Raw genomic sequence first — 23394 nt, 5'->3', positions numbered from 1 at the left:
GGAGGGAGACGTCCGATGCGGGGGATGGGTTTATTCGGCCGGAACAAGAGTTCGATCGCCCCCATAAAAACTCAGCGGCGAGGAGCCCGCCATGAACGGGGCATCCTCGCCGGAGTTTTCCCAAGGATGGGGTCCCATCCGTTTACTGGACCTTTACCCGCATGAAGGTCTTGGCATTTGCAGCGCTGGTGCCGGCGCTGCGGAAGGTCTTGTAGGTCCAGCCGGTCTGCGGCGCGGGGAGGCCGGAATGGATGGCGGCGGCATCGGCACCGGTGACCTCGCTGACCTGAATGAGGCTCCAATCTAAAATGTCCGTGGAGGCTTCCACCATGTAGGTCATGCCATCGACGAGGGAGGACCTCATGCGATTGCCATCCGGCGAGAAGACCGCGCCATTCCGGACGGCGATGGTGAAGGTGGCGACGCCCGGGGAGCCCGCGACCGTGGCGAGGGCGGAGGATGAGAGCCCGGCGGAAGAGCCGCTGACGGGGTTGCCATTCAGGGCGAACTCGAGGAGGTTCGAGATGCCATCGTGATCCGGGTCCGCGGCCGGGAGGGCATCGGAACCGGTGAGGTTGTTCGGCGGGGAGGAGGCCCAGTTCGCGAAGCCATTGACCGGGGTGGTGCCGCCGGGCTCGACGATGAAGACGAAGGCGCCGACCTGGCCTTCGATGGCGGAGCCCACGCCGCTGCGGCCGTGGAGGCTGCCGCTGACATTCCCGCCGCTATCCGAGGTGGCGCTGCCGATGAGGGTCATATTCGCCAGGACGGGCTGGGTGCCGGGGCTGCCATTGGTGACGGCCTTCACCCCATCCGGACCGGTGCTGCCGTAGACGAGGTAGCCGCCCGCGGCATTCCCATCCCAGGTGGCGCAGGCGTAGAGATGCACGGTCTGGCCGGCATTCAGCCCGCTGAGGGTGAAGACGTGCGGGTTGTTATTATTCCCGAAGGTGTAGAAGCCGGAGCGGGTGAGCGGCTCCCAGCTCTGATTATTATCGTACGAGCCGACGTGGCTGAAGGAGAAGCCGTAGCCGAGGCCGCCGATATCCGCAACGGAGGCCAGCGGGGTATCCGCCACGTAATTCGCATAGACCGGGGTCCAGCCATTCGCAATCGGGCCGCCGGTGACGGTGAAGTCGAGATAGAGGCGCGTGCGGTTGTCGAAGGTGACCTCGATGGTGTGATCCGAGGTGACCTCGATGAAGGTGTAGAAATCGGTGGGCGGGATGGCGACGCCATCGACGAGGATCTCCGCGACGTAGTAGCCCTCATCCGGGGTGATGGTGATATCGAGGCTTTCCCCGTGCGGGACGGAGCTGGAGCCGCCCGGGCTGACGGAGCCGCCGGGACCGGCGGTGGCTTCGACGTAATATGAATTCAGGCTGAAGGTGGCGGCGATGCTGTGGTTCGCCGTGACATTCGTGAAGGTGTAGGTGCCGAGCACGCCGACGGAGACGCCATCCACCTTCACATCCGCGATCTCGTAGCCGGCATCTGGCGTGATGGTGAAGGGTATGTTCACCCCGAGATTCGCGGCGACCGCGCCGGAGGGGCTGATGCTACCATTCGCGCCCGCGCTGGCATTGATGGTGAAGAGCGTGGTATTCGCGGCGAAGCTGGCGGCGATGGTGTGATTCGCCTGCACATCGGTGAAGGTGTAGGTGCCGACGGCGCCGACGGAGACGCCATCCACGAGGACATCCTGCACGTGGTGGCCGCTGGCGGCGGTGATGGTGAACTGCTGATTGGTCCCGGCGGTGACACCGACAGGGCCTGCGGGGGTGATGCTGCCATTCGCCCCGGCGCTGGCGGTGATCGTCTGCGTGGGGACGAAGAGGAAGGCACCGACCTGGCCCTCCGAATTCGTGCCGACGCCATCCCGGCCGTGGAGGCTGCCGGTGACGGTGCCGGTGGCATCCGCGGTGGCGGTGCCGATGAAGGTGAAATTCTCGATCGTGGGTGCGGTACCGGGGCTGCCGACGGTCTGGGCCTGCACGCCATTCGGGGCGTTGTCCCCGTAGACGACCCAACCGCCTGCGCCGTTCCCATCCCAAGCGGCGGTGGCGTAGAGGGCCACAGTCTGACCCTCGGTCAGGCCGGAGAGGGTGAAGCTGTGGTCATTCGCGAGGCGGCCGAAATTGTAGAAGCCCGAGCGGGTGAGCGGCTGGAGCGCGTTGCCGTTGTCGTAGGTGGCGACGTGGGCGAAGGTGAAATTGTAGCCGGAGCCGCCGACATTCGGGACATTGACCATGGTATCGCCGAGAAATGTCCCGGAAACCGTGGTCCATCCGCTGGTGGAAGCGCCGCCGTTGTTGATGAAATCGAGCTTCAGGACACCTGCGCTGAGGCGCGGGGCGAGGAGGCAGAGCACGGCGAAGAAGAGGCCGAGGATCAGGGAGGCGGGCTGAACTTTACATAAAGTTGCGCTACTCCGGCGAGGATTGCACTGGGTTCGGAGGACGGGGTTCACGATCTTGGTTTGGGTTCCTGGGTTAGGGGGTGCCGGATCCGGTTCCGGCTGGGATTTCGGGTGCAATATCCTTGCACCAATGGGTTCGAGGCGACTTCGAGTCCGGAAGAAGACAGGGGTTTGGGTCGACCTCCTGTGATGAGCGATGCAGGAAGGAACTCCGGACGGCAAGATCAAATTGCACAAAGTTGCATAAGATTATTTATTAAGTTGGATGATAGAATCGAAGAACTCGCTGCGGGGAAGGGCGGGAAAGCCGAGCAGGAAGCGGCTAGGCGTGGGATCGGGTGGCGAAGCGCGCGCTTGACCCTTCGTTATCAAGCGTCCAGCTTGTCCGCCCGCCGCAGCCAGGGGCTACGGCGTACACCAAAGAGAAATCCATCGCCATGGCCGCGAAGATCTACACGAACAAGGACGCGTCGCTCACGCCGCTCAAGAAGAAGACCCTGGCCGTGATCGGCTTCGGTTCGCAGGGCCACGCCCACGCGCTCAACCTCAAGGACAGCGGCCTGAAGGTCGTGATCGGCCTCTATAAGAAGTCGAAGTCCCGCGAGGTCGCCAAGAAGCTCGGCTTCGAAGTCATGGACACGGGTGATGCGGTCAAGGCCGCGGACGTGATCTTCATCGCCACGCCGGACACCGCGATCCCGGACATCTACGCGAAGGACATCGCGCCGAACCTGACGGCAGGCAAGACGCTGCTGTTCTCGCACGGTTTCGCCGTGATGTTCGGCGGCCTGAAGCTGCCGAAGGACATCGACGTGATCCTCGTGGCTCCGAAGGGCCCGGGCCACACGGTCCGCTCGCAATTCGTGGACGGCAAGGGTGTTCCCGGCCTGATCGCGGTGCAGCAGGATGCGACCGGCAAGGCCAAGGAGAAGGCTCTGGCATGGGCCCGCGGCATCGGTGCCACCCGTGCCGGCGTGTTCGAGACGAATTTCCGCGAGGAGACCGTGACCGACCTCTTCGGTGAGCAGACCGTGCTTTGCGGTGGTGCTTCCGCACTGGTGAAGGCGGGCTTCGAGGTGCTGGTGGAAGCCGGTTACCAGCCGGAGATGGCTTACTTCGAGTGCTTGCACGAGCTGAAGCTGATCGTGGACCTGATGAACGAGTCCGGCCTGGCCGGCATGCGTTTCTCGATCTCCGAGACCGCCGAGTGGGGCGACGTTTCCGTGGGACCGAAGATCATCGACGCTTCCGTGAAGAAGCGGATGGCCAAGCAGCTGAAGGACATCGAGAACGGCAAGTTCGCGAAGGACTGGATCGCCGAATACAAGAACGGCTACCCGCGCTTCAACAAGATCCGCAAGGAAGAGGCTGCCCACCAGATCGAGAAGGTCGGTGAGAAGCTCCGCTCCACGATGAGCTGGATCAAGCAGAAGAAGCTCAAGAAGGGTGCCGCCCAGGCGAGCTACATCTCCTCTTCCAAGTAAGAGGTTCGACCGATTTGAAGAGCCCGGTTTCCGATAGGGAGCCGGGCTTTTTGTTTTGCGGGGTGAGGTGCGGATTCAAAGAGGGGTTTTCGCAAGGCCTCCCCCCATGGGTAGGAAGCACCATGGTGGCTGGGATGATTGCGACATGGGCGAAAGGAATTCCGCGGCAAATCCGTTGTCCGCTGCCATTCCGGATGCTTGCCATGCCCCGGAGCGACCGTTAGACACGCCCTCTACTTCCCAAGAAATCCATGACGACTACACACAGCGATGAACCCATCGCACCCAACGCCAAGCGCCTGCTCTGGGCAGGCTTCATGGCCATCCTCGCCGCCGGGGTAGGCTTCTCAGTCCGGGGAGGTATCCTCGGCCAATGGGCAAACCAGTTCGGCTTCACAATGACCGAGCTGGGGACGATCACTGGAGGCGGCCTCGCGGGCTTCGGTTTGATCATCATCATCTTCAGCTTGTTCGCTGACAAGGTGGGCTACGGCAAGCTGATGATTCTAGCGCTGGTCCTCCATTTCGTCTCCGCGGTGCTGACCTTGGCAGCCCCGGCTTTCTTCGCCTCTGGCGGCAAGGAAGCGGCCTACTGGTGTCTTTTCTCCGCCATGTTTATCTTCGCGATTGGCAACGGCGTCTGCGAAGCGGTGGTGAATCCTCTGACCGCCACGCTCTTCCCCAAGCAGCAAACCCACTATCTGAACATCCTGCACGCCGGATGGCCTGCCGGTCTGGTGCTGGGTAGCGTGGCCTCCGCCGTGATGGCAGCCCGCACCGATGATGCGGGCAACGTGGTATCCGCCGCAGTTGACTGGCGGATCCAGATGAGCCTCTTCCTCATTCCCGTGATCATCTACGGGGTGATGATCCTAGGCCAGAAGTTCCCGAAATCCCACGCGGCGCAAGCGGGCGTGACTCTCGGAGAAATGGTCCGGACCATCTTCTTCCCGCTAATGATCGTGCTTCTGGTGATCCACGCGCTGGTCGGTTACGTGGAGCTGGGCACGGATTCCTGGATCAGCAAGATCACGGGATCGATCATGGCCAGCCCAACGAAGGGTCTGATCCTCTTCTCCTACACCTCGCTGTTGATGTTCGTCCTGCGCTTCTTCGCCGGACCGATCGTCCATCGCATCTCCCCGGTTGGCCTGCTGCTGGTGAGCGCGATCCTCGGCTTCATCGGACTGCAGCTTCTGGGCTCTGCGACCAGCGTGGCTCTCTGCGTGATTGCCGCCACGGTGTATGCCTGCGGCAAGACCTTCCTGTGGCCGACGATGCTGGCTGTCGTATCCGAACGCTTCCCGAAGGGTGGTGCCGTCGCGATCGGCATGATCGGCGGGGTGGGCATGCTTTCGGCAGGTCTGATCGGCGGCCCCGCCATTGGTTTCAAGCAAGACAACTTCGCTTCAAAGAACCTCCAGGAAACCTCGCAGCCGGCTTACGAGCGTTACAAGGCAGGCAAGGAGAACACATTCATGGGTTTCAAGACCGTGGGTCTGGATGGAGCGAAGGTCGGCGTGCTTGAGGACGGCGGCAAGGAGCTGGCCCGGGCCGACGAACTCTTGAAGCAACAGGGCAAGGACGACGCCAACCACAAGGCATTGGTTGAGTGGTGGGACGGCGCCAAGGCAACGGCTGAAACGGACAAGGCTGCCGTGACCGGTGCCGGGCTGTTCGGCGGCCGGATGGCGCTGAAACTCACTTCGATTGTGCCCGCGGTAATGGCGCTCCTTTACCTCGGCATGCTGATCTACTTCCGCTCGATCGGCGGTTACAAGGCGATCCAAATCACGGGTGAGCAGGCTTCCGGTGGCGTTAAAGGCCCGGTGGCCTGATCCGACTTAAGTTGAGTTTTGAATTCGAGCGGCGTGGCCTGAGGGTCACGCCGCTTTTGTTTGGGGTTTCCCCGCATCGGGCGTCCCCTCAGGACGCAGCGAGGCCGGGCGTGTGAAAGCCCGGCCCCGGAAGTCGGCAAACTGGAAGTTCCAGCCTAGAAGAGGTCAGCGACGTTCTTCTCCCCCATGAGGAGGAAGACCCATTCGTCATCGGCCCAGCGGGCAACGGACCACTTACCGTGCTTGCCGAAGGCGGGCTCGCCCTTCTCCGGAAGCTTGCAGCGGACATCGCAGCGCTTGAAAGCGACGAGATGCACGAGGTTGTCCTTCTGCCTGAAGCAAACCACGGCCCCGCGCTTGCCATCGATCTTGAGTTCGCGGCAGCCGTAACCATCCATGTTCTTCACCCCCGGCGGGAGACAAGAATTCGGGCACGGCAGCTTAGCGGACTTGAGATGCTCGAAGAGCGCGTGGTGATCCGGATTCTGAAGATCGAGGGTAAAGTCCGGCGTTTCGACCGCTGTGATGGCGCTCGACTCCACTTTGCCAATGCTGATCGGAACCGTTCCGCCATTCGTGCCCGGACCGGTTTCGGCGGGAAGGAGCGGCGCACGCGAAGGCGCGGAAGCATCATCACCCGGGGGCAGATTGACGACCACGGAAGACTTCGGCGGCTCGGAGAGCAGAAAAGCAAAGCCGATACCCGCGGCAGCGGCGAAGGGCATCGCGATCCGCCAAGGCAGGCGGCTCTTGCCCTTCTCCGCAGCAGCCGTGCGGTCCATCGCGGCGATGATCTCGGCCCGCAGGTTCTGCGGCGGCCGGATCGAGGCCATGGCCCCGATGACCGAGCAATCGAAGGTATCCGGATAGGCGGACGACTCGCCACGTTCCACGGCCAAGCCGGCAAGAATCTCCTCACGGAGCGAGGACGGAATGGCCACGGCATTCAGGGCCGTGGCAAATCCGGCATCGCTAGCGCGCTCTTGGGCGAGCCACTCCCCAAGCTCGCGATCCTTCGCGGCCCGGGCGAGAGCCTCGGCAAAATCGGGGTTCTCCGCATCCGCGCCATCCGGGCGAAAACAGCGGAGAATGAAGCGTGCTTCTTCCTTATCCATGGTGGGACTTCAGGGCCTCCGGTTGGAGTTGCAGAATGTTTTTCGGCGCGCTGGACGGTTCGGCGGTCATGCGGCGGCGGAGCATTTCCTTGGCCCGCGAGATGCGGGACATGACGGTGCCGATCGGCACGTCCAGGATTTCGGCGATTTCCTTGTAGCTGTGTTGCTGAAGGTAAAAGAGGGCGAGAGGGGAACGGAAGGTTTCGTCGAGCTCGCCGAGGAGTTCGAGCGCGCGCTGGCCATCCATCTGGCGCTCGGTGTCGTCATCCTCGGCACAGATGCGGCCCGCTACGGCTTCGGTGAGTTCCTCGTCGGAGTAGCGCTTCGACTTCCGGGCGTGGGCCAGGAACTCGCGGTGTAGGGTGGTGAAGAGCCAGGTCTTCGCCTTATCCCGTTCCTTGAGCTGGTGCCCTTTCTGCGCCCAGATGCAGAAGGTCTGCTGCACCAGGTCCGCGGCAGTATCGCCACTCTTGGACAGGGACATGCCGAAGCGATAAAGCGCCTCGTAGTGTGTATCGACGAGTGATTCGAATTCCGACATCAGTTGTATCTGGGAGGGGCACCCAAACGAGTTATTCCGCCATTTTTCATCGCGCAAATCGCGCTCCATGTCCAGTTTGCCGGGATGAGACCCACACTGGCCGCCCTGCTTTTACTCGCTTCCAGCGCCCTCGCCACGGGGGAATTTACGACCGAGGAAGCGGGGGGAAAGGTCACGGTGAAGCTGGATGGTAAGCTCTACACGGAATACCGGACCGACTCGAAGGTGCCCTATCTCCACCCGCTGAGCTCCGCCTCCGGAGCCTGCCTGACGCGGCATTGGCCGATGGAACCGGGCTTCAAAGAAGAGGAGGACCACCCTCACCACCGCGGTTTCTGGATGAGCCACGGGGCGGTGAACGGCCATGATTTCTGGGCTTGGACTACCAAGGAGAGCGACCCGAAGATCGAGCACAAGGGGCTGCGCGAACGGAAAAATGACGCCTTCACCGTGGAGCTGGCATGGACCGCGGCGGGCAAGACCCAGCTGACGGAAGAGCGGACCTATGCCTTCAAGGAGATCGACCCGAAAACCATGGCGATCACGGTGACTTCCAAACTCAAGGCTCCGGAGGCGGACGCCCTCTTCGGCGATACCAAAGAAGGGATGTTTGCGATCCGGGTGGACCGGACCCTGCGCCAGAAGGGCAAGGAAGCAAAGGGCGCGATCGCAGACTCGGAAGGTCGCAAGGACGGCGCGGTCTGGGGCAAGAAGTCGAACTGGGTGGCCTTCACCGGCCCGGACGAGAAGGGTGAGCCCGCGGTGATCGCGGTGCTGGATCACCCCTCGAATTTGCGCCACCCCACTTGGTGGCATGCACGCGACTATGGCCTGCTGGCGGCGAACCCTTTCGGCATCCACGACTTCGAAGGCAAGAAGGACAAACACACGGGCGACCATGTTCTCAAGAAAGGCGAGACCCTGGTGTTCCGTTATGAAGTGGTCCTCCACCACGGCGACCTTGAATCCGCGAAGCTCGCGGAGCGCTGGGCGGAGTTCGCGAAGTAAGCCCTTGCAGAGACTTTCCAAAACCCAAGACAGCCATGAACCGCCGCCGATTCCTCCATGCATCCACCCTCGCCGGGACCTGGTCCCTGCTGGCCCCTCACGCCCTCTCCCAAGGAGCCAACGGCGATCTGCGGGTGGCGGTGATCGGCCTGAACAGCCGGGGCATGGCCCACGTGGACGGCATTCTGAAGGCAAAGGGCGCGCGCTTGGTGGCCCTGTGCGATTGCGACTCCAAGGTGCTGGCCCGCGCGAAGGAGAAGGCGGAGAAGGGAGGCACCAAGCTGGAGACCTACGAGGACTATCGTAAATTGTGCGAGTCCAAGGAGATCGACGCTGTATGCATCGCCACGCCGAACCACACCCACGCGGTGATCGGCGTGACCGCCGCGGCCCACGGCAAGCACGTCTATGTGGAGAAGCCGGTATCCCACAACGTCTGGGAAGGCCGCATGCTGGCGGAAGCGCAGAAGAAGCACGGTGTGATGATCCAGCACGGCTTCCAGCGGCGCTCGGAGACCTGCTGGGCGGAGGCCTTCGAGTGGCTGGGCAGCGGCGAGCTGGGCAAGCTGAAGCTGGCCCGCGGATTCTGCTACAAGCCGCGCCCCGCGATCGGGAAGGTGGATGCGCCGAAGAAGGCACCGAGCGAGGTGAACTACGATCTTTGGTGCGGGCCGCGCGAGATGGCGGAGGTGAAGCGCAAGCAATTCCACTACGACTGGCACTGGCAGCTCGCCTATGGAAACGGCGACCTGGGCAACCAAGGTCCGCACCAACTCGACGTGTGCCGCTGGGCGCTGGGCGATCCCGCGATCCTGCCGCCGGTGGTGCTTTCTGCCGGCGACCGCTTCCTGCACAAGGACGACGGCGATTGCGCGAACACCCAGGTGGTCTTCCTCGGCTACGATCCGGCACCCATCATCTTCGAAGTGCGCGGACTGCCCAAGAAGGACGGCGACTACAAGTCGGGCATGGACGACTACAAGGGCCAAGGCATGGGCAACGTGATCGAGTACGAGGGCGGCTGGCTCGCGGGCGGTCACTCGGCGGGCTGCACCATCTTCGATCGCGATGGCAAGGAGCTGAAAAAATTCAAGGGCGGGCGCTCGCACTTCCAGAACTGGATCGATTCGATCCACGCCGGAAAACAGGATGCGACCCTGAGCGTGGAAAGCGGGCATCTGTCATCCGCGCTGGCGCATATCGGAAACATTTCGTGGGCCCTGGGAGAGAAGACCCCGGCGGCGAAGGTGCGGGAAGCCTTCGAGGATCCGCGTGCTGCAGACGCGATCGAGCGGATGGAAGTCCACCTGCGCGCAAACGGCGTGGACATCGAGAAGGAGGGCATCCGTCTCGGCAAGGTGCTGACGCGGGAAGGCTCCAAGGAGAGCTTCACCGGGGCGAACGCGGAGGCAGCGAATGCGCTGCTGAAGGGAAGCTACCGGAAGGACTTCGAGATCGTGGTATGAGGCGACTCTCTCCAATGTGAGCCCCCGGGTAGGCCTGTGGCAAACCCGGGGCTCTGTCCCTCAGCCCCTTCCGGACCAAGGAACACGGCGCGAACTACCAGAGTTCCCGTAGATAGGAGACATTGACCTCCGCGAGGGAGTCGACAATGCGATCCGGATTCTCGGGTGCCAAGGCATCGGCGGGATGGGTGGTGGTTACACCCAAGGCCTTCATCCCGGCGGCCTTGGCGGCGCGGAGGCCCACTTGGGCGTCCTCAATCACCACGCAGAAAAGCGGATCGGCACCCAGCTTGGCGGCGGCCTTCAGGAACACCTCGGGATCAGGCTTGCCGCGGGAAACATCCTCGGAGGCGGCGATGTCACCAAAGTAATCCGCAAGGCCGGTGAGTTCGAGCACACATTCGACATTCGCACGCGGGGTGGAGGTGCCTATGGCGCAGGGGATACCATTCGCCTTCAGATCCTGGAGCAGCGCCACCACGCCCGGAAGCGGCTCGATCCCCTCCGCGCGAAGGATCTCGCGGTAGAGGCCTTCCTTGCGATCACCGAGCTGTTGGATGCGCTCGCGATCCCCCTCCTCCGCCCAACCGAGAAAGGGCAGGATGCTCTCGTTCCGCTGGCCGAAGGTGGAATGAAAGGTTTCCTGGCTCAGCTCCTGTCCGAGCTCATCCGCCAGCGCGAACCATGAACGACCGTGGGCTTCGTGGGAGTCGATCACCACGCCATCGAAATCGAAGATCACTGCGGAAAGAGGCATACCGGGAAGCTGCGGGGAGATCGGGCACAGGGCAAGTGGAGGAATCGCCCGCGCTATCCGCGGTCAATCCTTCGACTCTTTCTCCCCCAAGATCCGCTGCAGCAGCTCGGTTTGGTACTGCTGGATCTCCATCAGGCGCTCGGAGTGATTGAGAAGGAGATGATCCATCTTCTCATGAAGGTGGCGGATCTCCAGCTCGGCCTTCAGGTTGACCTGGTAGTCCCGCATGGCCTCCTTGCGATCATGATCCTGCTGGCGGTTCTGGCTCATCATGATGATGGGGGCCTGGAGGGCGGCGATGCAGGAGAGCAGCAGATTGAGCAGGATGAAGGGATAGGGATCCACCGCCTTGCCCCCAAATAGCTGGAGCGCATTGAGGATGATCCAGACGGCAAGAAAGCCGCTAAAGAGTAGGATGAACCTCCAGCTCCCGCCGAAGCTCGCGATGCGGTCCGAGAGACGTTCACCGAAGGTGGCGGTACGATCCTCTTCCTCCTCAGTTTCCGGGCGCTCGGCGATCAGCTCGCGACCGCGGATGCTATCGATGACCTCGCGCTCGAGCTCGGTGAGCTCGCCGATCTCATTCTGCAGCGCGTCTTCGATGTAGGCGGAGCGGAGCTCATCGAGGGCGCTGCGGGACACCCAGCCCTCCGCGGGGAGATCCGGGTGGCGCTTTAGAATGAAGGTGCGGAGCAGCGGGCGGATGGCCGAAAGCGGGACGGCGAGATGATCCGGCGTTTCCTGACCGGTGATAGCGCACTTTTTCATGCGGGATCATCCTGAGCAGGCGGCAGGCCGGGTCAAGGCGGCGGCTGCGTAGGGATACGCGCCGGGAAAGCGCCACTCCGCCCTTGGCGAGCGGCGCGGGCCCCCTACAGTGCGCGTCCCATGTCCGTCCGCACGCGCTTCGCACCTTCCCCCACCGGCTACCTCCATGTCGGCGGGGCACGCACCGCACTGTTCAGCTACCTGTATGCCCGCAAGCACGGCGGGGCCTTTGTGCTGCGCGTGGAAGACACGGACGAAGCCCGGAACACCCAGGAAGCACGCGATGCAATTTTCTCCGGCATGAGCTGGCTGGGCCTCGACTGGGATGAAGGCGAGGGCAAGGGCGGCGACTACGGTCCCTACAACCAGAGCGAGCGCCTGCCGATCTACGACAAGTGGTTCGAGGTGCTGCGCGAGGGCGGCCGCGTCTACGAGGACGGCGGTGCCTGGCGCTTCCGCTTCGAGCGCAAGCCGGTGACGATGCACGACCTGGTCTGCGGTGAGGTGACGATCGACTACCGCGACGAGTCGAACACGCCGGACATGGTGATCCGGCGTTCCGATGGCTCGTACGTCTTCCACTTCGTGAACGTGGTGGACGATCTGGAGATGAAGATCAGCCACGTGATCCGCGGCGAGGACCACCTGATGAACACGCCGAAGCACCTGCAGCTTTTTGAAGCGCTGGGCGCACCGGCACCGCAGTATGCGCACATCCCGCTGATCCAGAATCCGAACGGCTCGAAGATGTCGAAGCGCGACGTGGGCGCGGCGGTGGGTGACTACCCGCGGCAGGGCTTCATTGCTGCCGGCGTGGTGAACTTCCTGGCGCTGCTCGGCTGGTCGCCGAAGTCCGACGAGGAACTCTTTACGATGGATGAACTGGTCGAGCGCTTCTCGCTGGAAGGCGTGAACCGTTCCCCTGCCCGTTTCGATCAGGAGAAGTGCGCGTGGTTCAACCAACAGCACCTGCTGAAGCTGGATGGCCCGGCTTTCGCCGAGCTTGCGAAGCCTTTCGTGGAGCAGGCCGGACTGCCGACCAATGGCGACTATCCGGCAGTAGCCGCGATGGTGCGCGAGAAGGTGCGCCTGCTCGCGGAGGTCCCGAATGCGATCGGCTTCCTGCTCCAAGATGACTTCGGCTTCGAACCGGAAGCGGTGGAAAAGGTGCGTGGCAATGCGGCGGCGAAGGATCTGCTGGCAGCTCTGGCCGGGGACTTCGAGGGCTTGGCCGATTGGTCCGCGGATGCGGCGAAGCATCAGATCGGTGAGACGGCGAAGGCAGCCGGAGCGAAGCCGGGACAACTGATGTTCCCGCTGCGCGTGGCACTCAGCGGCAAGTCAGGCGGCCCGGATCTCGGAGATATCCTCGGCACGCTGGGCAAGGAGCGCTGCGTGGCACGCCTCCGGGCCTTCGTTTCGAAGCTCAGTTAAGCGCATCACGATCGGGAGGCGGCTTGAAGCCGCATTCAGTTTGTCAGCATTCCGGTCGCTTGCTTCACAGGCGATTGCTGGTCAAACGCATTTGAGATCTGGCCGCCCGCTCGGGCGGCCTTTCTTCTTCTGATCCGCTGCCTTTTCATAAGTTCATCGCAATCAATTCTTAGCGATGGGATGGAAAGCTGTTATCGAGACTTTCCGGGAATCGGGCATATCGCCACGAAACGAGTCACCGCATCTTTTGGTTCATTCTATCAACCGATTTGGGGGACAAGCCAATCTGTCAGACACCTTCCGATGGCATGGTGAATTGATACCAAGACCGGTTTTGGCGCAGAGGTCGGGCCCTTGACGGAGGCACGGATCGCGAGTCGCTTACAGGGACCCGAATCCCAATCGGGTGAACCCAACCCAAACCAAAAACCCGTGAAAATAACTCAATCGTGGCGGAGCTATGGCCAGCTCCCGACAAGAGTCCTGCTATGCAGCATGGCTCTAACAACCGCCCAAGCGGCGCTCGTGGCGGACTGGACCGCCGATACTTATGTGGATGGCCAGAACTGGGTATCCAATACCGGCGGCATCGTGGCTACACCGGTGGGATTGCCCACCTCCTTCGCCGATGCCTTCCACACCCACAAGGGGGTGGAGACCGGCGGCAGCAACTACTTCACCGTAGCTGCGGCGAACAACCCGCTGGCGAATGCCACGGCGATGACGCTGGTGGTCGTCTTTGAACCGCAGGGCACCGGCAATACCGGGGGGTCCTGGTGGGAGAGCAGCGGCCTGCTCGGCATGGAACAGGGCGGCTCCGGCGGTGACTGGGGACTGGGCTGGAACAACGACCGCGTGGCGGCGGGAACGGGCGGACCGGACATCACGATGTTCTCGAAGGCCCGCGGTATCCCGGAACCGCAGATCGCGATCTTCACATGGAATGGCAGCACGCAGCGTCTCTTCGTGAACGGCAATCAAGTGGACTCCGACTACTTTGTCTCCCCGATTCCACGGGTAGGCGGGAAGTTTGCGATCGGAGCCATGACCGAGAACGGGAACGGGCCTTTCTTCGGGCGAATCGCCGAGGTGCGGATGTACAATACCGACGAATCCGCGAATGCGACCACGCTCTACAATTCCCTGCGGACGACCTACTTCGGCCCGCTGGAACTTGCCTCCTCTACCGTGACCACCACGGGTGGCTCCTTTGTGGTCAAGAACACGACCGGGTCCACCGCCGCAGCACAGACGCCGGGGTCCTACCGGCTGTTCATCGCTGGAGTGGAGGTGCCGGAGGCCAACATCAGCGTGAGCCAGGCGGCGGGACAGACGACCGTGTCCTACACCAGCACGCAGACGCTGAATACCGCCTATAACTTCGAGCTGACCGTGCCGCGCACGGCAAACACCGAGCAAACCTTCTTCGGTACCGCGAGCACCCCGCGCCTCCCGGCAAGCGTGCCTGGCACTGCAGGGAGCGTGGGCACTTGGGGCATCAGCGAAAGCCCCGGGGGCACCGGTGACATCGCAGGGGCCTTGGGCATCTTGACCGGAGCGACCCCACCGACCCCGGTCACTGGTAGTGCACCGGTCTTCAATCACCGGGACCCGGATACGAACAACATCACGCAGGTCGGCAACTTCAACAACGACCTGCCGATCCTGACGAATGCCGCCGGTGACCAAGAGTTCATCGTGGTGGGCAAGACGCAGGTTTCGATTCCGGCAGCGGGACTCTACACCTTCTCCGTGCATAGCGACGACGGCTTCGCCATGCGCGTCACGGGCGCGGGTGGCGGACGCTTCGTCTCGACCGGCGGCGAGGGCAACATCGATCTTGGCGACAGCCAGACGCTCTACCGCGACGGCGGCACCGGGGACTCGAACTCGCGCGGCGTGTATCAGTTCGACGCGGCAGGGACCTACAACATCGAGTATCTGGGCTGGGACGGCGGCGGCGGCGGCTTCTACGAGGTCGCATGGGCCCAAGGCGGATTCAGCACCGACCGCGATACCAATACCTGGTCGCTGGTCGGCACGCCGAGCAATCCGGCGGTGCCACCGTATCAAGAGCGGCACCTCGCCAACCTGCCCGGGCCGGCAGGAACGAACAATGGCTTCGGCGCGCGCGTCTATCGCGACGCGGGAGAATACGGCAGCACTTGGGATGCGAGCAACTTCCTGGCAGCGACGACACGCACCCCGGCCGATGGCATCACAACGGACGCCCAGATGCCCTACATGAACCATCGCGATCCGAACGATGGCGGTGGTGGCCTGATCCCGGGCGATCTCCCCTTCCCCGGCGATACCAACGTGGCGGAAGATCGTGTGGTGACCTCCGCGAAGGGGCGCATCAACATCACGACCGCGGGACCCTATACCTTCTGGGCGCAGGGTGACGATGGCTTCATGCTGCGGATCAAGGCCACCAACGGCGGATCCGACCCCAGCTTCTCCCGCGCCACGCAAGGTGACAACAACGGCGGCGACGGGAAGTTCGAGATGTCGAATCCCAACGAGCTGTTCTTTAACGGTGGCACGGGGAATTCAAACACCCGCGGGATCATCAATCTGGCAGTGGGCACCTATGATCTCGACTACATCCACCTGGAGCAGACCGGCGGTTACTACCACGAGCTGACGGCCGCGGCGGGCTCATGGCCGCACGGAACGAATCCGCCGAACGGCTTCCAACTGGTGGGCTTCGCTCCGGTGACTCCTACCGTGTTGGTTCCGGGAATCGCCGATCCGGGATGGACGGTGGAGACCGGTGAAGTCGGCTTCTACGATAACAACATCGCGGGTGCCGAACAGCGCATCAACGAAACCTTGGCCGATCCCACCGCGCCGGCCAACAAGACCAGCACTTGGGACAAACTCGACTTCTTCGATCCGCAGGACGGCTCGCAGAACGTGTATGCGGGAACCAATCCATGGCCCTTCAATACGCCCGATCCGGAGAATGACTTCTCGATCCGGGCCACGGGTATCGTGAACATCACCGAAGCGGGCACCTATCACTTCGGGTTCCAAGGAGACGATGGTGGCTACCTCTACATCTACGGACACAACGGCACGACCGATCCGGTGATCAGCGGCATCCTGGCCACGAACCTGCCGGCGAATGCCGTGATCGGACAAGCGCCGGGCAGCAGCGTGAACAACGCGATCCGCGTGGATACGCCGACGGGCAACAGCCGCACGATCATCAGCGTGCCGCTGAACGTCGGGCAGTACCGCATCCAGACCCTCGTCTTCGAGGTCGGGGGCGGATTCTACTGGGAAGTTTATGGAGCGAAGGGCCCGCTGGATCCGAGCGCGGTGCTGCCGCTGCTGGTGAAGGGCGGAAATAGCACCATCAACCAGAGCCCCGGATTACCGCTGGTGCAGCAGGGAGCGGCGACGCCTCCTGGTTTCGTCATCAGCAACCTGGTGGTGAGCAAGGGACCGCCGACGACCGCACAGTTCAACTTCGGTTCGCAGAACGGGGTGAACTATTCCGTGGAGGCATCGACCAACCTGTCCTCCTGGACGACGGTGGTGGCGAGCGTGACGGGAACCGGCACGAGCACTCCCGTCTCGGTGAATCTGTCGAGCTTCCCGGCGCTGAACGGACAGTCGAAGATTTTCCTTCGCGTTCGTCAGCCCTGAGGATTTGGCACCGTTGGAACAATAAACCAGCCGTCGTCGGGTTTGCCCGGCGGCGGCTTTTTCACGTCCGGTTGACGAGGGTGGATGGCGTCTTCATGGTTTGCGGCCACGGATGGACGACACGCTGTACACGCTAAAGGATCTCGTATCCCGCGAACACCTGGATGCCGGAAAGGAGAAGCCTGCCCGCCTGGCGGTAATCGGTTATCCGGTGGCGCATTCCTTGTCACCGCACATGCACCAGCCTGCGCTGGATGGGGCGGGGATCGACGCGCGCTACATCAAGCTGGAGGTAGAGCCGGACCAGGTGGGCCGGGCCTTCGCGCGAATGAAAGAGCTCGGTTTCATCGGCTGCAATGTGACGGTGCCGCACAAGTTCGAAGCGCTGGCGGCTTGCGAGACGCTGGATGGCGGTGCCGCGGAGATGGGCGCCGTGAATACGGTGGTATTCCAGGACGGCGAGGCGAAGGGCTACAACACGGATGGCTACGGATTTGAAGAGGCCGTGCGCGAGACCTTGGGGGTAGAGCTCCTCGGCGCTCGCGTGCTGATCGTGGGCGCGGGCGGGGGTGCCGGTGGCGCGATCGCGGTCCACTGCGCGCGGAAGGGCGTGGCGAAGCTGGTGCTGGTAAACCGGACTCTGGACAAGATCGAGGAGTTGGCCAGCAGGCTTCACCGGCACCACGGGGGAACCGAGATCCTCACGGCCGGCTTGGATCAGGGTGGCTTGGCAAAGCAGGCCAGGGAAATTGATCTGATCGTGAATACTTCGTCGCTGGGGCTGAAGGAGGGCGATGGCTCGCCGCTTCCTGCCGGGTGTTTCCGCGAAGGGCTGGCGGTCTACGATACGGTCTACCGGCCGGGCACAGCCTTTCAGGAAGCGGCACGCGCGGCGGGAGCCCGGGTCGGGACGGGCAAGGCGATGCTGCTTCACCAAGGGGTGAAAGCCTTCCAGATCTGGTTCCCGGGAGCGGATCCGGTTTCGGCGATGAGGGTCGGGCTGGGCTGATCGATCTTACTCGCCGGCCTTGATCGGGGTAGACGGAAGATCGAGCCAGTGGGTCGCGAGGAGTTCCTCGATCTTGAAGACGCGGGTTTCGTCGCCGCTGCGGCTCATCTTCACACGAAGACGGATCATGCCATCCGGATCGTTCTCGAAGGCTTTGCTCCCGAAGGGGGCAACTTTTTCCTGCCGGGCTTTGAAGGCGTCTTCGATGGCGCGGCCGAGGGCGCTGGCACGAACGACGCGAACTTCCGGAGAGGGATTGAGGGTCTCACCGGGGAAGCCGGGGCGCTGCCGGTAGAGCACCAGACCGATGCTTTCATCGTTGTGGCCACCGGCGCCGACGCGCTCGCGTGCGAGCAAACGGAACTCACCTTCTCCGGGTCCTTGGGCGGCGAGGAAAAGAGCCCAAGGCTCCGAGCTATAGCGGACCATCGCATCCCAATCGATTTTCCATTCACCCTTCTCCTCGAAGAAGACCGCTTCAAGGAGCTCGCCATTGCCGCGACGCCAGATGGATTCGATTGCGGGCCCCGCGGAAGTCTTGATCATCCCCTGATAAGGAAGGCTCAAATTCTCCTGAACCGGGAGGGCGGGGTTCAACTCATAGTACCGGGTCATCCGCGGAATGAGCTGCTCTGCACGGAGCACCTGCTGGGCACGCCCCGCGGCATCCGTCGAATTGAGGAAAGCCACGACGCGATCGGAGCACTCCTCCATGTGATCCTGAAGAAATTGGAGATCGTCGATCGAAGGCGCATCGCTCTTCTCCACATAATCGGGAGCAGGGGTGGGGGCGGCGGTGGAACCACGCTTGAGGAAAATGGCGGCGAAGGCAACGAGGGCCACCCAAGCCGCCACGAAATACATGAGCACGCGGGCCTTCTTGCGTGCATGTCGGCTGCGCTTGGCCTTGTGCTGATGGTGGTGCGAGGACTCCCCGTGCTTCCGCACCCTGCGAAGGACGCGCGCGGACGTGTCGGAATCGGCTTGGAGCTCCGCTCCTGTCACCGGATCATGACCGCACTCCGCGCAGGGTCCGCGGGTGTCCGGATCGGCAGGCGCCTTGAATAGCTTGCCGCAATGGCAGCAATGGAACCACGCACCGGGAATCTCGCTCACGGGCATCTTGCTAAGGGGAGACCCAGCCATTGTGAAGCAAGTCCGTGATCAGAAAGAAATTCGCGCCGTCCACCGTACGGCGGGTGATTTTCAGCGTCGCCCTCGAAGAGGCCCCTTCCGCAAGAATCAGGGAATCTTCATTGAGATTCCGGGTCAGGATCCGCGCCGCCTCCGACTCGATGGGAGCGAAAGCCCAGATACCGTGGTGGTCGCCCAGATCCGACAGTTGATACGAGCGGAAAGAGGACTCGGGAAAAGCGACCGTGAAATAGTTGGCGGGACTGATGTTGGCCCGCACGGTGGCGTCGACTGCCCCGGAGCCGGACTCCAGATCGGCAATGGTCAAATCCCCGCGACCCTCGCTCGCCTCCCAATCGATCCGTAGCTTGCCGGACTCGCGGACGAAGTAGAAGGCGAAGGGTCTGGCATCGCCCGCAGCGCCACGAATGAAGATCGCCGGCTGGGGAGAGGTTTCCTCGACTCCGGGTTCCAAGCCGACCGAGCGGGAGAAGGCAGGAGTCGCGCCCCAAGGCTGCCACGCCGACGTGAACCGGTCGGCAAGAGCGGAGGAATTGCGAATCAAGGGCAAGGCCTCGCCGGCATTCTTCGCGGCAGCATACCGCTCCAGCAGTTGCTGGGCTTCCACCGAGAGAGTCCCGAAGTTATCGAAGAGGTAATTTCGCTCGGCGGTGACAGGGTCCAAGGGCACCGGAGCCTCTGCAAGCTCCTGAGCCACCTCCTTGGGTTTCTCTCCCGCACGCCTGCTGGTGATCTTCCACCCGACGGCCAAGATGGCTAGAAGGCAGGAGCCTGCTGCCATCCATATCGTCCACTTATGGGCATCACGTTCTTTGTCCCGGCGTGAAGATACGCGGGGAACGGCAGGACCCACATCGCTGGTGGCCTTGAGACGCGCGGGCTGCGCCTCGGGCGGAGCCTCGAGACGGACCACGGGATCGTCGCTGTCGGAAGGCTCTGCGCGACCGCGATTGCTTCCGCCGATGTTGAACCCGATTTCGAGCCCATTGCCTCCCGCGACAGGGGAAGAAGAGGTGCCCCCGCCGATGACGCGGACTTCAAAACCTCCGCGTCCTCCTTCGCTTTCTTCGGGTTCTTTCCTCTTTTCCGGGAGCATGGCTGGGCGCGGAAAGTGGCACTGAAGCGAAGAGGCGGCAAGTCCCGGGTCCGGGGGCATGACGCGGGTTTGGGCGTGGCGCGAATCAACTTTGCGTGTTAGAGAACTTGGACAATGACGCCGCCCAATTGCCCGGATGTCCCCCAACCCGCTCCCGAACAGAAGGTTAGCGAGGAGGAAATCCGCGAGGAAGAGCGCTTCGAGTTGCAGACCTCGGATAGCGGCTTCCTCGCCGGTCCGCGGTCCCGGCTCCATGATCTAGGAACGATTTTCCGGGTAGGGGCGGACTTCCTCCGTGCATTCCGCACGCTTCATTTCGTGGGACCGGCTGTCACCGTGTTTGGCTCGGCCCGGATTCAACCGGGAACTGCCTACTATGAAATGGCGCGGGAAGTCGGCGCAGCCATTGCCAAGCTCGGTTTTACGGTGGTGACCGGCGGTGGCCCGGGCATCATGGAAGCGGCGAACAAAGGCGCTTTTGAAGCTGGCGGGAGATCGATCGGCGTGAACATCGAACTCCCCTTCGAGCAGCACCTGAACCCCTACGTGGACCGCTCGGTCACGATGCGCTATTTCTTCACGCGCAAGACGATCCTGATCAAATACTCCTATGCTTTCGTGGTGCTCCCCGGCGGGGCGGGAACTCTGGACGAAACCTTCGAGACGATGACCCTGATTCAGACGGGGAAGATCCGGAACTTCCCCATCGTGCTCATGGGGAAAGACTATTGGCAGCCCCTGATGGACTTCGTCTATCACATGGCCGATGCCGGCATGATCAGCCCCTCCGATCCCGATCTCATCTTCTTCACCGACGACGTGGAAGAAGCGATGGCGCACCTGCAACGCCACGCGGTCCGGCAATTCGGGCTGCGACGCCACAAGCTGCCCGATCCCAAGCCGGTGCTGGGCGAGAAGGGCGTCTCGGTATCCTGAGACGCTAGAGGAACAGCGGCGCGAGATCCGCAAGCCGGGCCGCGAGATCCGCACCGGCAGAGCCCTCCGGAATCGCATCGAGATCGCCGAGCTTCCATTGATAGACGGCATTGTAGCCGTCCCACTCGCCTTGTGCGCCGGTGGCCTGCATCCATCGGAGAGCCCCGACGTTTTCCGGCATGGTGTACCCGGTGAAGGTCTCGATCCCATGGCGGTAGGCGACGAGCCAGAGGATCGAAAGGAGAAGCGTCCCGACGCCGCGGCCTTGATCCCGATCCAGCACGGTGGCGGAGATCTCGGCATCCGCGGGCTTGTCCTTGGAGCGCCAGAAGCTGGCTGCCCCCAGCCCGGGAAAACCCTCACGGGTGGGATCGAAGACGGTCCAGATCGCGTGATTCGGGAGATCTCCAGTGAGCAGACGGTCCAGCATCGCATCGCCGATGACTTGGCCATCGCGAACCCAGAAGCGCTGGTAGCGGGCATCCGGGGAAAGCAAGCGGTAGCCCTCGGCCACATAAGCCCGATCACCGGGCGTGAGCGGACGGGCGACAACAGGCGTGCCATCGCGCAAGTGGAGTTCGAGCCGCTCCGGAATCATTGATGGAATTCAAGCGGATGCCGGCAGGCGAACGAAGCGAATTTCATGGCCGGGCTCGCGGGGATGATCGCAAGCTTGCCCCATGATTTTGGAGATCTGCGTGGATTCGCTCGATTCGGTGGCAGCTTGTGCCGACGGCGGGGCGGACCGCATCGAGCTATGCGCCTCCCTTACCGAAGGCGGCCTGACCCCCAGCGCCGGGATGCTGGTGCAGGCACGCGCGATGTTCTCCGGAGAAATCGCGATGATGATCCGCCCGCGCGGTGGCGATTTCGTTTACTCGGCGGAGGAACTGGCCGCCATGTGCGCGGACATCGAGCTGGCTCGCGAGCTCGGCGCGGATGCCCTCGTCTTCGGCTGCCTGCTGCCGGACGGCTCGATCGACCTCGCGGCGGCGGAAACCCTGTTAGATGCCTGTGGCGACACTCCGGCCGTCTTTCACCGCGCCTTCGACGTCTGCAAGGATCTGCCCGAGGCCCTCGGCCAACTGATCGAGCTCGGCTTTGAACGGGTGCTCACCAGCGGCGGCAAGCCGACGGTCATGGAAGGCCTCGACGTGATCGCCAGCCTGATGGAACAGGCGCTGGGACAAATCGATATCCTTCCCGGCGGAGGTGTAACCGTGGACCAGATCCAAGAAATCATCGCGCAGACCGGCGTGGACCAGATCCATCTCTCCGCGCGCAGCCTGCGGGAAAGCACCATGGAGTTCCGCAAGCCGGAGATCCCGATGGGCGCTACGCTGATTCTGGGCGAATACGAACGGAAAGTCGCGGACGCCGAACTGGTGACAAAGGCGCGGGGAATCCTGAACCCCTCCGCTTGATTCACTTCCGGCGCACTTCGGATCTCAAGGCCAAGGGCAGGAGCACAAGACAGGACAGAACCCCGAGGGCGATGAAGGTGACGAAGACCCCGTCCCAGCCCCAATGCTTCTTCACCGCGATGGGAAGGAAGCCCGCGAAGATCTGGGCGGTGGAGCCGATGCCATTGATGATTCCCGCAGCGGATGCCGCGCTCCCGGGACCACCGATATCCTGCGCAGCGGTGCCGGAAACGATCGCATCCGCGATGTAGAGGAAGAAGCCGATCAACATCAGCCCACCGACATTCCCCCACAGCCCCGATGAAGCGCTGAAGCCCCGGTAAGCAACCAAGGCGAAGACCATGCCGATCAAGGCGATGAACGCGAGGCGACAGCGGTTCTTCGCGAAGAAGCGGTCGGCAATGAAACCACCCCCTAGCAGCCCGATCACACCACCGATCTCGAATCCATTCGAAACATAGGCCGACTCGCTATCGCCGAGGTGAACCGCCGTGGCGAGATAGTAAGGCAACCACGCGAAGAAGGCGTAGCGCACGAACTTCAAGCCGGTGTAGCTGAAGCCTAGCATCAGCACGGCAGGCTCCCGGATCATGCGCCCGAATCCCTCGCGAGCCCCCCCCTCTCCTTCGCCACCCTCTTCCTGTTCGCCAAAAGAATAGCCGGCGTCCTCCGGCTTCGAGATCAGGAAAAGCCCTTGGATCACACCTACGACAAGCACCGTAATCCCGGTGAAAAGGAAGACCTGCCGCCATCCGTACTGCTCGAGGATGTAGCCGGCACAAAAGTTCGCCGCCAGACTGCCCAGAATATAGCAGGTCAGCCAGAACCCCATCACCCTGCCCCGCTTCGCATCGCTGACCCAGAGCGTGACCAGCTTGCAGCAGTTCGGCCAACCGGTGGACTGGAACAGCCCGTTCAGGGTGAGGGCGATCGCAAGGACCCCGACAAAGGGAAAGATCCCGAAAGCGATCGAGGCAATGGCCGACAACACCATGCCGACGCAAAGCCCGATGCGCGGACCGACACGATCGCCAAGCGCCCCGCTGAGAAACTGGCCGACGGCATAGCAAACGCCGTAGCCCGTCTGAACCGCCGCAATGAGGTCCTCCGAATAACCATCCTTCACCAAGGCATGGGTGGCCACCCCGAGGTGCTTGCGCGTGAAGTAGTAGAAAAAGTAAGCGAGATAGGTGAGGACGACGATCCGGGTCTGGAGCGAGAGCGGCGGAAACGTGGCGGCGAGCTTCCCGGGGTCTGGATTCGTCCGCTGTCTTTCCATCGTCGTGT

The 23394-nt window shown here is 62.8% G+C and carries 18 protein-coding genes; 9 read left to right on the top strand and 9 right to left on the bottom strand.

Going from position 1 to position 23394, the window contains the following annotated elements; all coding sequences use genetic code 11:
- Window positions 1–142: 142 nt before the first annotated feature.
- Window positions 143–2371, bottom strand: coding sequence for an InlB B-repeat-containing protein (locus OJ996_RS04390; RefSeq protein WP_264511591.1), 2229 nt, complete (start codon window positions 2369–2371; stop codon window positions 143–145).
- 485 nt (window positions 2372–2856) lie between these two features.
- On the opposite strand from OJ996_RS04390, the gene ilvC reads away from it, so the two are divergent.
- Together ilvC and OJ996_RS04380 are read left to right on the top strand one after the other, a co-directional pair.
- Complete coding sequence (gene ilvC, locus OJ996_RS04385) at window positions 2857–3903, top strand: ketol-acid reductoisomerase (protein WP_264511589.1); 1047 nt, start codon at window positions 2857–2859, stop codon at window positions 3901–3903.
- Between the two features lie 251 nt (window positions 3904–4154).
- Window positions 4155–5741, top strand: a complete 1587-nt coding sequence (locus tag OJ996_RS04380; RefSeq protein WP_264511587.1) for an MFS transporter — start codon at window positions 4155–4157, stop codon at window positions 5739–5741.
- Window positions 5742–5896: 155 nt separating this feature from the next.
- On the opposite strand, the gene OJ996_RS04375 is transcribed toward OJ996_RS04380, so the two are convergent.
- Window positions 5897–6856 carry a hypothetical protein gene (locus OJ996_RS04375; protein WP_264511585.1) on the bottom strand — a complete coding sequence of 320 codons (960 nt, stop codon included), beginning with the start codon at window positions 6854–6856 and terminating at the stop codon, window positions 5897–5899.
- A complete protein-coding gene (locus OJ996_RS04370; RefSeq protein ID WP_264511582.1) occupies window positions 6849–7397 on the bottom strand; it encodes an RNA polymerase sigma factor in 549 nt (182 codons plus the stop codon). The genes OJ996_RS04375 and OJ996_RS04370 overlap by 8 nt, the downstream gene beginning before the upstream one ends.
- Window positions 7398–7481: 84 nt before the next feature.
- On the opposite strand from OJ996_RS04370, the gene OJ996_RS04365 reads away from it, so the two are divergent.
- Both OJ996_RS04365 and OJ996_RS04360 read left to right on the top strand, forming a co-directional pair.
- Window positions 7482–8405, top strand: a complete 924-nt coding sequence (locus OJ996_RS04365; protein WP_264511580.1) for a DUF6807 domain-containing protein — start codon at window positions 7482–7484, stop codon at window positions 8403–8405.
- Window positions 8406–8440: 35 nt separating this feature from the next.
- Window positions 8441–9871 carry a Gfo/Idh/MocA family protein gene (locus OJ996_RS04360; protein WP_264511578.1) on the top strand — a complete coding sequence of 477 codons (1431 nt, stop codon included), beginning with the start codon at window positions 8441–8443 and terminating at the stop codon, window positions 9869–9871.
- 94 nt (window positions 9872–9965) lie between these two features.
- On the opposite strand, the gene OJ996_RS04355 is transcribed toward OJ996_RS04360, so the two are convergent.
- Together OJ996_RS04355 and OJ996_RS04350 are read right to left on the bottom strand one after the other, a co-directional pair.
- Window positions 9966–10628: an HAD family hydrolase gene (locus tag OJ996_RS04355; RefSeq protein WP_264511576.1), complete on the bottom strand. Its 663-nt coding sequence runs from the start codon at window positions 10626–10628 to the stop codon at window positions 9966–9968.
- A 63-nt stretch (window positions 10629–10691) separates the two neighbouring features.
- A complete protein-coding gene (locus OJ996_RS04350; protein ID WP_264511574.1) occupies window positions 10692–11396 on the bottom strand; it encodes a DUF1003 domain-containing protein in 705 nt (234 codons plus the stop codon).
- A gap of 120 nt (window positions 11397–11516) precedes the next feature.
- Between OJ996_RS04350 and OJ996_RS04345 the strand changes: the two genes are divergently transcribed.
- The 3 genes from OJ996_RS04345 (at window position 11517) to aroE (ending at window position 17496) form a co-directional block, all read left to right on the top strand.
- Complete coding sequence (locus OJ996_RS04345) at window positions 11517–12830, top strand: glutamate--tRNA ligase (protein ID WP_264511572.1); 1314 nt, start codon at window positions 11517–11519, stop codon at window positions 12828–12830.
- Window positions 12831–13262: 432 nt separating this feature from the next.
- Window positions 13263–16487 (top strand): PA14 domain-containing protein, encoded by a 3225-nt coding sequence (locus OJ996_RS04340; protein WP_264511570.1) that lies wholly within the window; start codon window positions 13263–13265, stop codon window positions 16485–16487.
- A gap of 112 nt (window positions 16488–16599) precedes the next feature.
- Window positions 16600–17496, top strand: a complete 897-nt coding sequence (gene aroE / locus OJ996_RS04335; RefSeq protein WP_264511567.1) for a shikimate dehydrogenase — start codon at window positions 16600–16602, stop codon at window positions 17494–17496.
- A gap of 6 nt (window positions 17497–17502) precedes the next feature.
- Here aroE and OJ996_RS04330 read toward each other — a convergent pair whose 3' ends face one another.
- Entirely contained in the window at window positions 17503–18612 is a 1110-nt protein-coding gene (locus OJ996_RS04330; RefSeq protein WP_264511565.1) for a hypothetical protein, read from the bottom strand.
- Between the two features lie 10 nt (window positions 18613–18622).
- The gene (locus tag OJ996_RS04325) at window positions 18623–19747 is read right to left on the bottom strand and encodes a hypothetical protein (RefSeq protein ID WP_264511563.1); all 1125 of its coding nucleotides are present in this window, start codon (window positions 19745–19747) and stop codon (window positions 18623–18625) included.
- Between the two features lie 114 nt (window positions 19748–19861).
- On the opposite strand from OJ996_RS04325, the gene OJ996_RS04320 reads away from it, so the two are divergent.
- The gene (locus OJ996_RS04320) at window positions 19862–20683 is read left to right on the top strand and encodes an LOG family protein (RefSeq protein WP_264511561.1); all 822 of its coding nucleotides are present in this window, start codon (window positions 19862–19864) and stop codon (window positions 20681–20683) included.
- 4 nt (window positions 20684–20687) lie between these two features.
- Here OJ996_RS04320 and OJ996_RS04315 read toward each other — a convergent pair whose 3' ends face one another.
- Complete coding sequence (locus tag OJ996_RS04315) at window positions 20688–21281, bottom strand: GNAT family N-acetyltransferase (protein ID WP_264511559.1); 594 nt, start codon at window positions 21279–21281, stop codon at window positions 20688–20690.
- Window positions 21282–21363: 82 nt separating this feature from the next.
- Here OJ996_RS04315 and OJ996_RS04310 point away from each other — a divergent pair, with 82 nt between their 5' ends.
- Complete coding sequence (locus OJ996_RS04310; protein WP_264511557.1) at window positions 21364–22107, top strand: copper homeostasis protein CutC; 744 nt, start codon at window positions 21364–21366, stop codon at window positions 22105–22107.
- 1 nt (window position 22108) lies between these two features.
- Here the strand turns inward: OJ996_RS04310 and OJ996_RS04305 are convergent, their stop codons facing one another.
- On the bottom strand, window positions 22109–23386 hold the full coding sequence (locus tag OJ996_RS04305) for an MFS transporter (RefSeq protein WP_264511555.1): 1278 nt from the start codon (window positions 23384–23386) through the stop codon (window positions 22109–22111).
- Window positions 23387–23394: the final 8 nt, after the last annotated feature.

The organism is Luteolibacter rhizosphaerae (assembly GCF_025950095.1).
In the GTDB taxonomy this organism is placed as follows: Bacteria; Verrucomicrobiota; Verrucomicrobiia; order Verrucomicrobiales; family Akkermansiaceae; genus Haloferula; species Haloferula rhizosphaerae.
This window is presented reverse-complemented; position numbering and strand designations above follow the sequence as displayed.

Coding starts and splice junctions, on each gene's coding strand:
- ilvC (WP_264511589.1), top strand. CDS start 2,857: ATGGCCGCGAAGATCTACACGAACAAGGACGCGTCGCTCACGCCGCTC.
- OJ996_RS04380 (WP_264511587.1), top strand. CDS start 4,155: ATGACGACTACACACAGCGATGAACCCATCGCACCCAACGCCAAGCGC.
- OJ996_RS04375 (WP_264511585.1), bottom strand. CDS start 6,856: ATGGATAAGGAAGAAGCACGCTTCATTCTCCGCTGTTTTCGCCCGGAT.
- OJ996_RS04370 (WP_264511582.1), bottom strand. CDS start 7,397: ATGTCGGAATTCGAATCACTCGTCGATACACACTACGAGGCGCTTTAT.
- OJ996_RS04365 (WP_264511580.1), top strand. CDS start 7,482: ATGAGACCCACACTGGCCGCCCTGCTTTTACTCGCTTCCAGCGCCCTC.
- OJ996_RS04360 (WP_264511578.1), top strand. CDS start 8,441: ATGAACCGCCGCCGATTCCTCCATGCATCCACCCTCGCCGGGACCTGG.
- OJ996_RS04355 (WP_264511576.1), bottom strand. CDS start 10,628: ATGCCTCTTTCCGCAGTGATCTTCGATTTCGATGGCGTGGTGATCGAC.
- OJ996_RS04350 (WP_264511574.1), bottom strand. CDS start 11,396: ATGAAAAAGTGCGCTATCACCGGTCAGGAAACGCCGGATCATCTCGCC.
- OJ996_RS04345 (WP_264511572.1), top strand. CDS start 11,517: ATGTCCGTCCGCACGCGCTTCGCACCTTCCCCCACCGGCTACCTCCAT.
- aroE (WP_264511567.1), top strand. CDS start 16,600: ATGGACGACACGCTGTACACGCTAAAGGATCTCGTATCCCGCGAACAC.
- OJ996_RS04325 (WP_264511563.1), bottom strand. CDS start 19,747: ATGCTCCCGGAAAAGAGGAAAGAACCCGAAGAAAGCGAAGGAGGACGC.
- OJ996_RS04320 (WP_264511561.1), top strand. CDS start 19,862: ATGACGCCGCCCAATTGCCCGGATGTCCCCCAACCCGCTCCCGAACAG.
- OJ996_RS04315 (WP_264511559.1), bottom strand. CDS start 21,281: ATGATTCCGGAGCGGCTCGAACTCCACTTGCGCGATGGCACGCCTGTT.
- OJ996_RS04310 (WP_264511557.1), top strand. CDS start 21,364: ATGATTTTGGAGATCTGCGTGGATTCGCTCGATTCGGTGGCAGCTTGT.
- OJ996_RS04305 (WP_264511555.1), bottom strand. CDS start 23,386: ATGGAAAGACAGCGGACGAATCCAGACCCCGGGAAGCTCGCCGCCACG.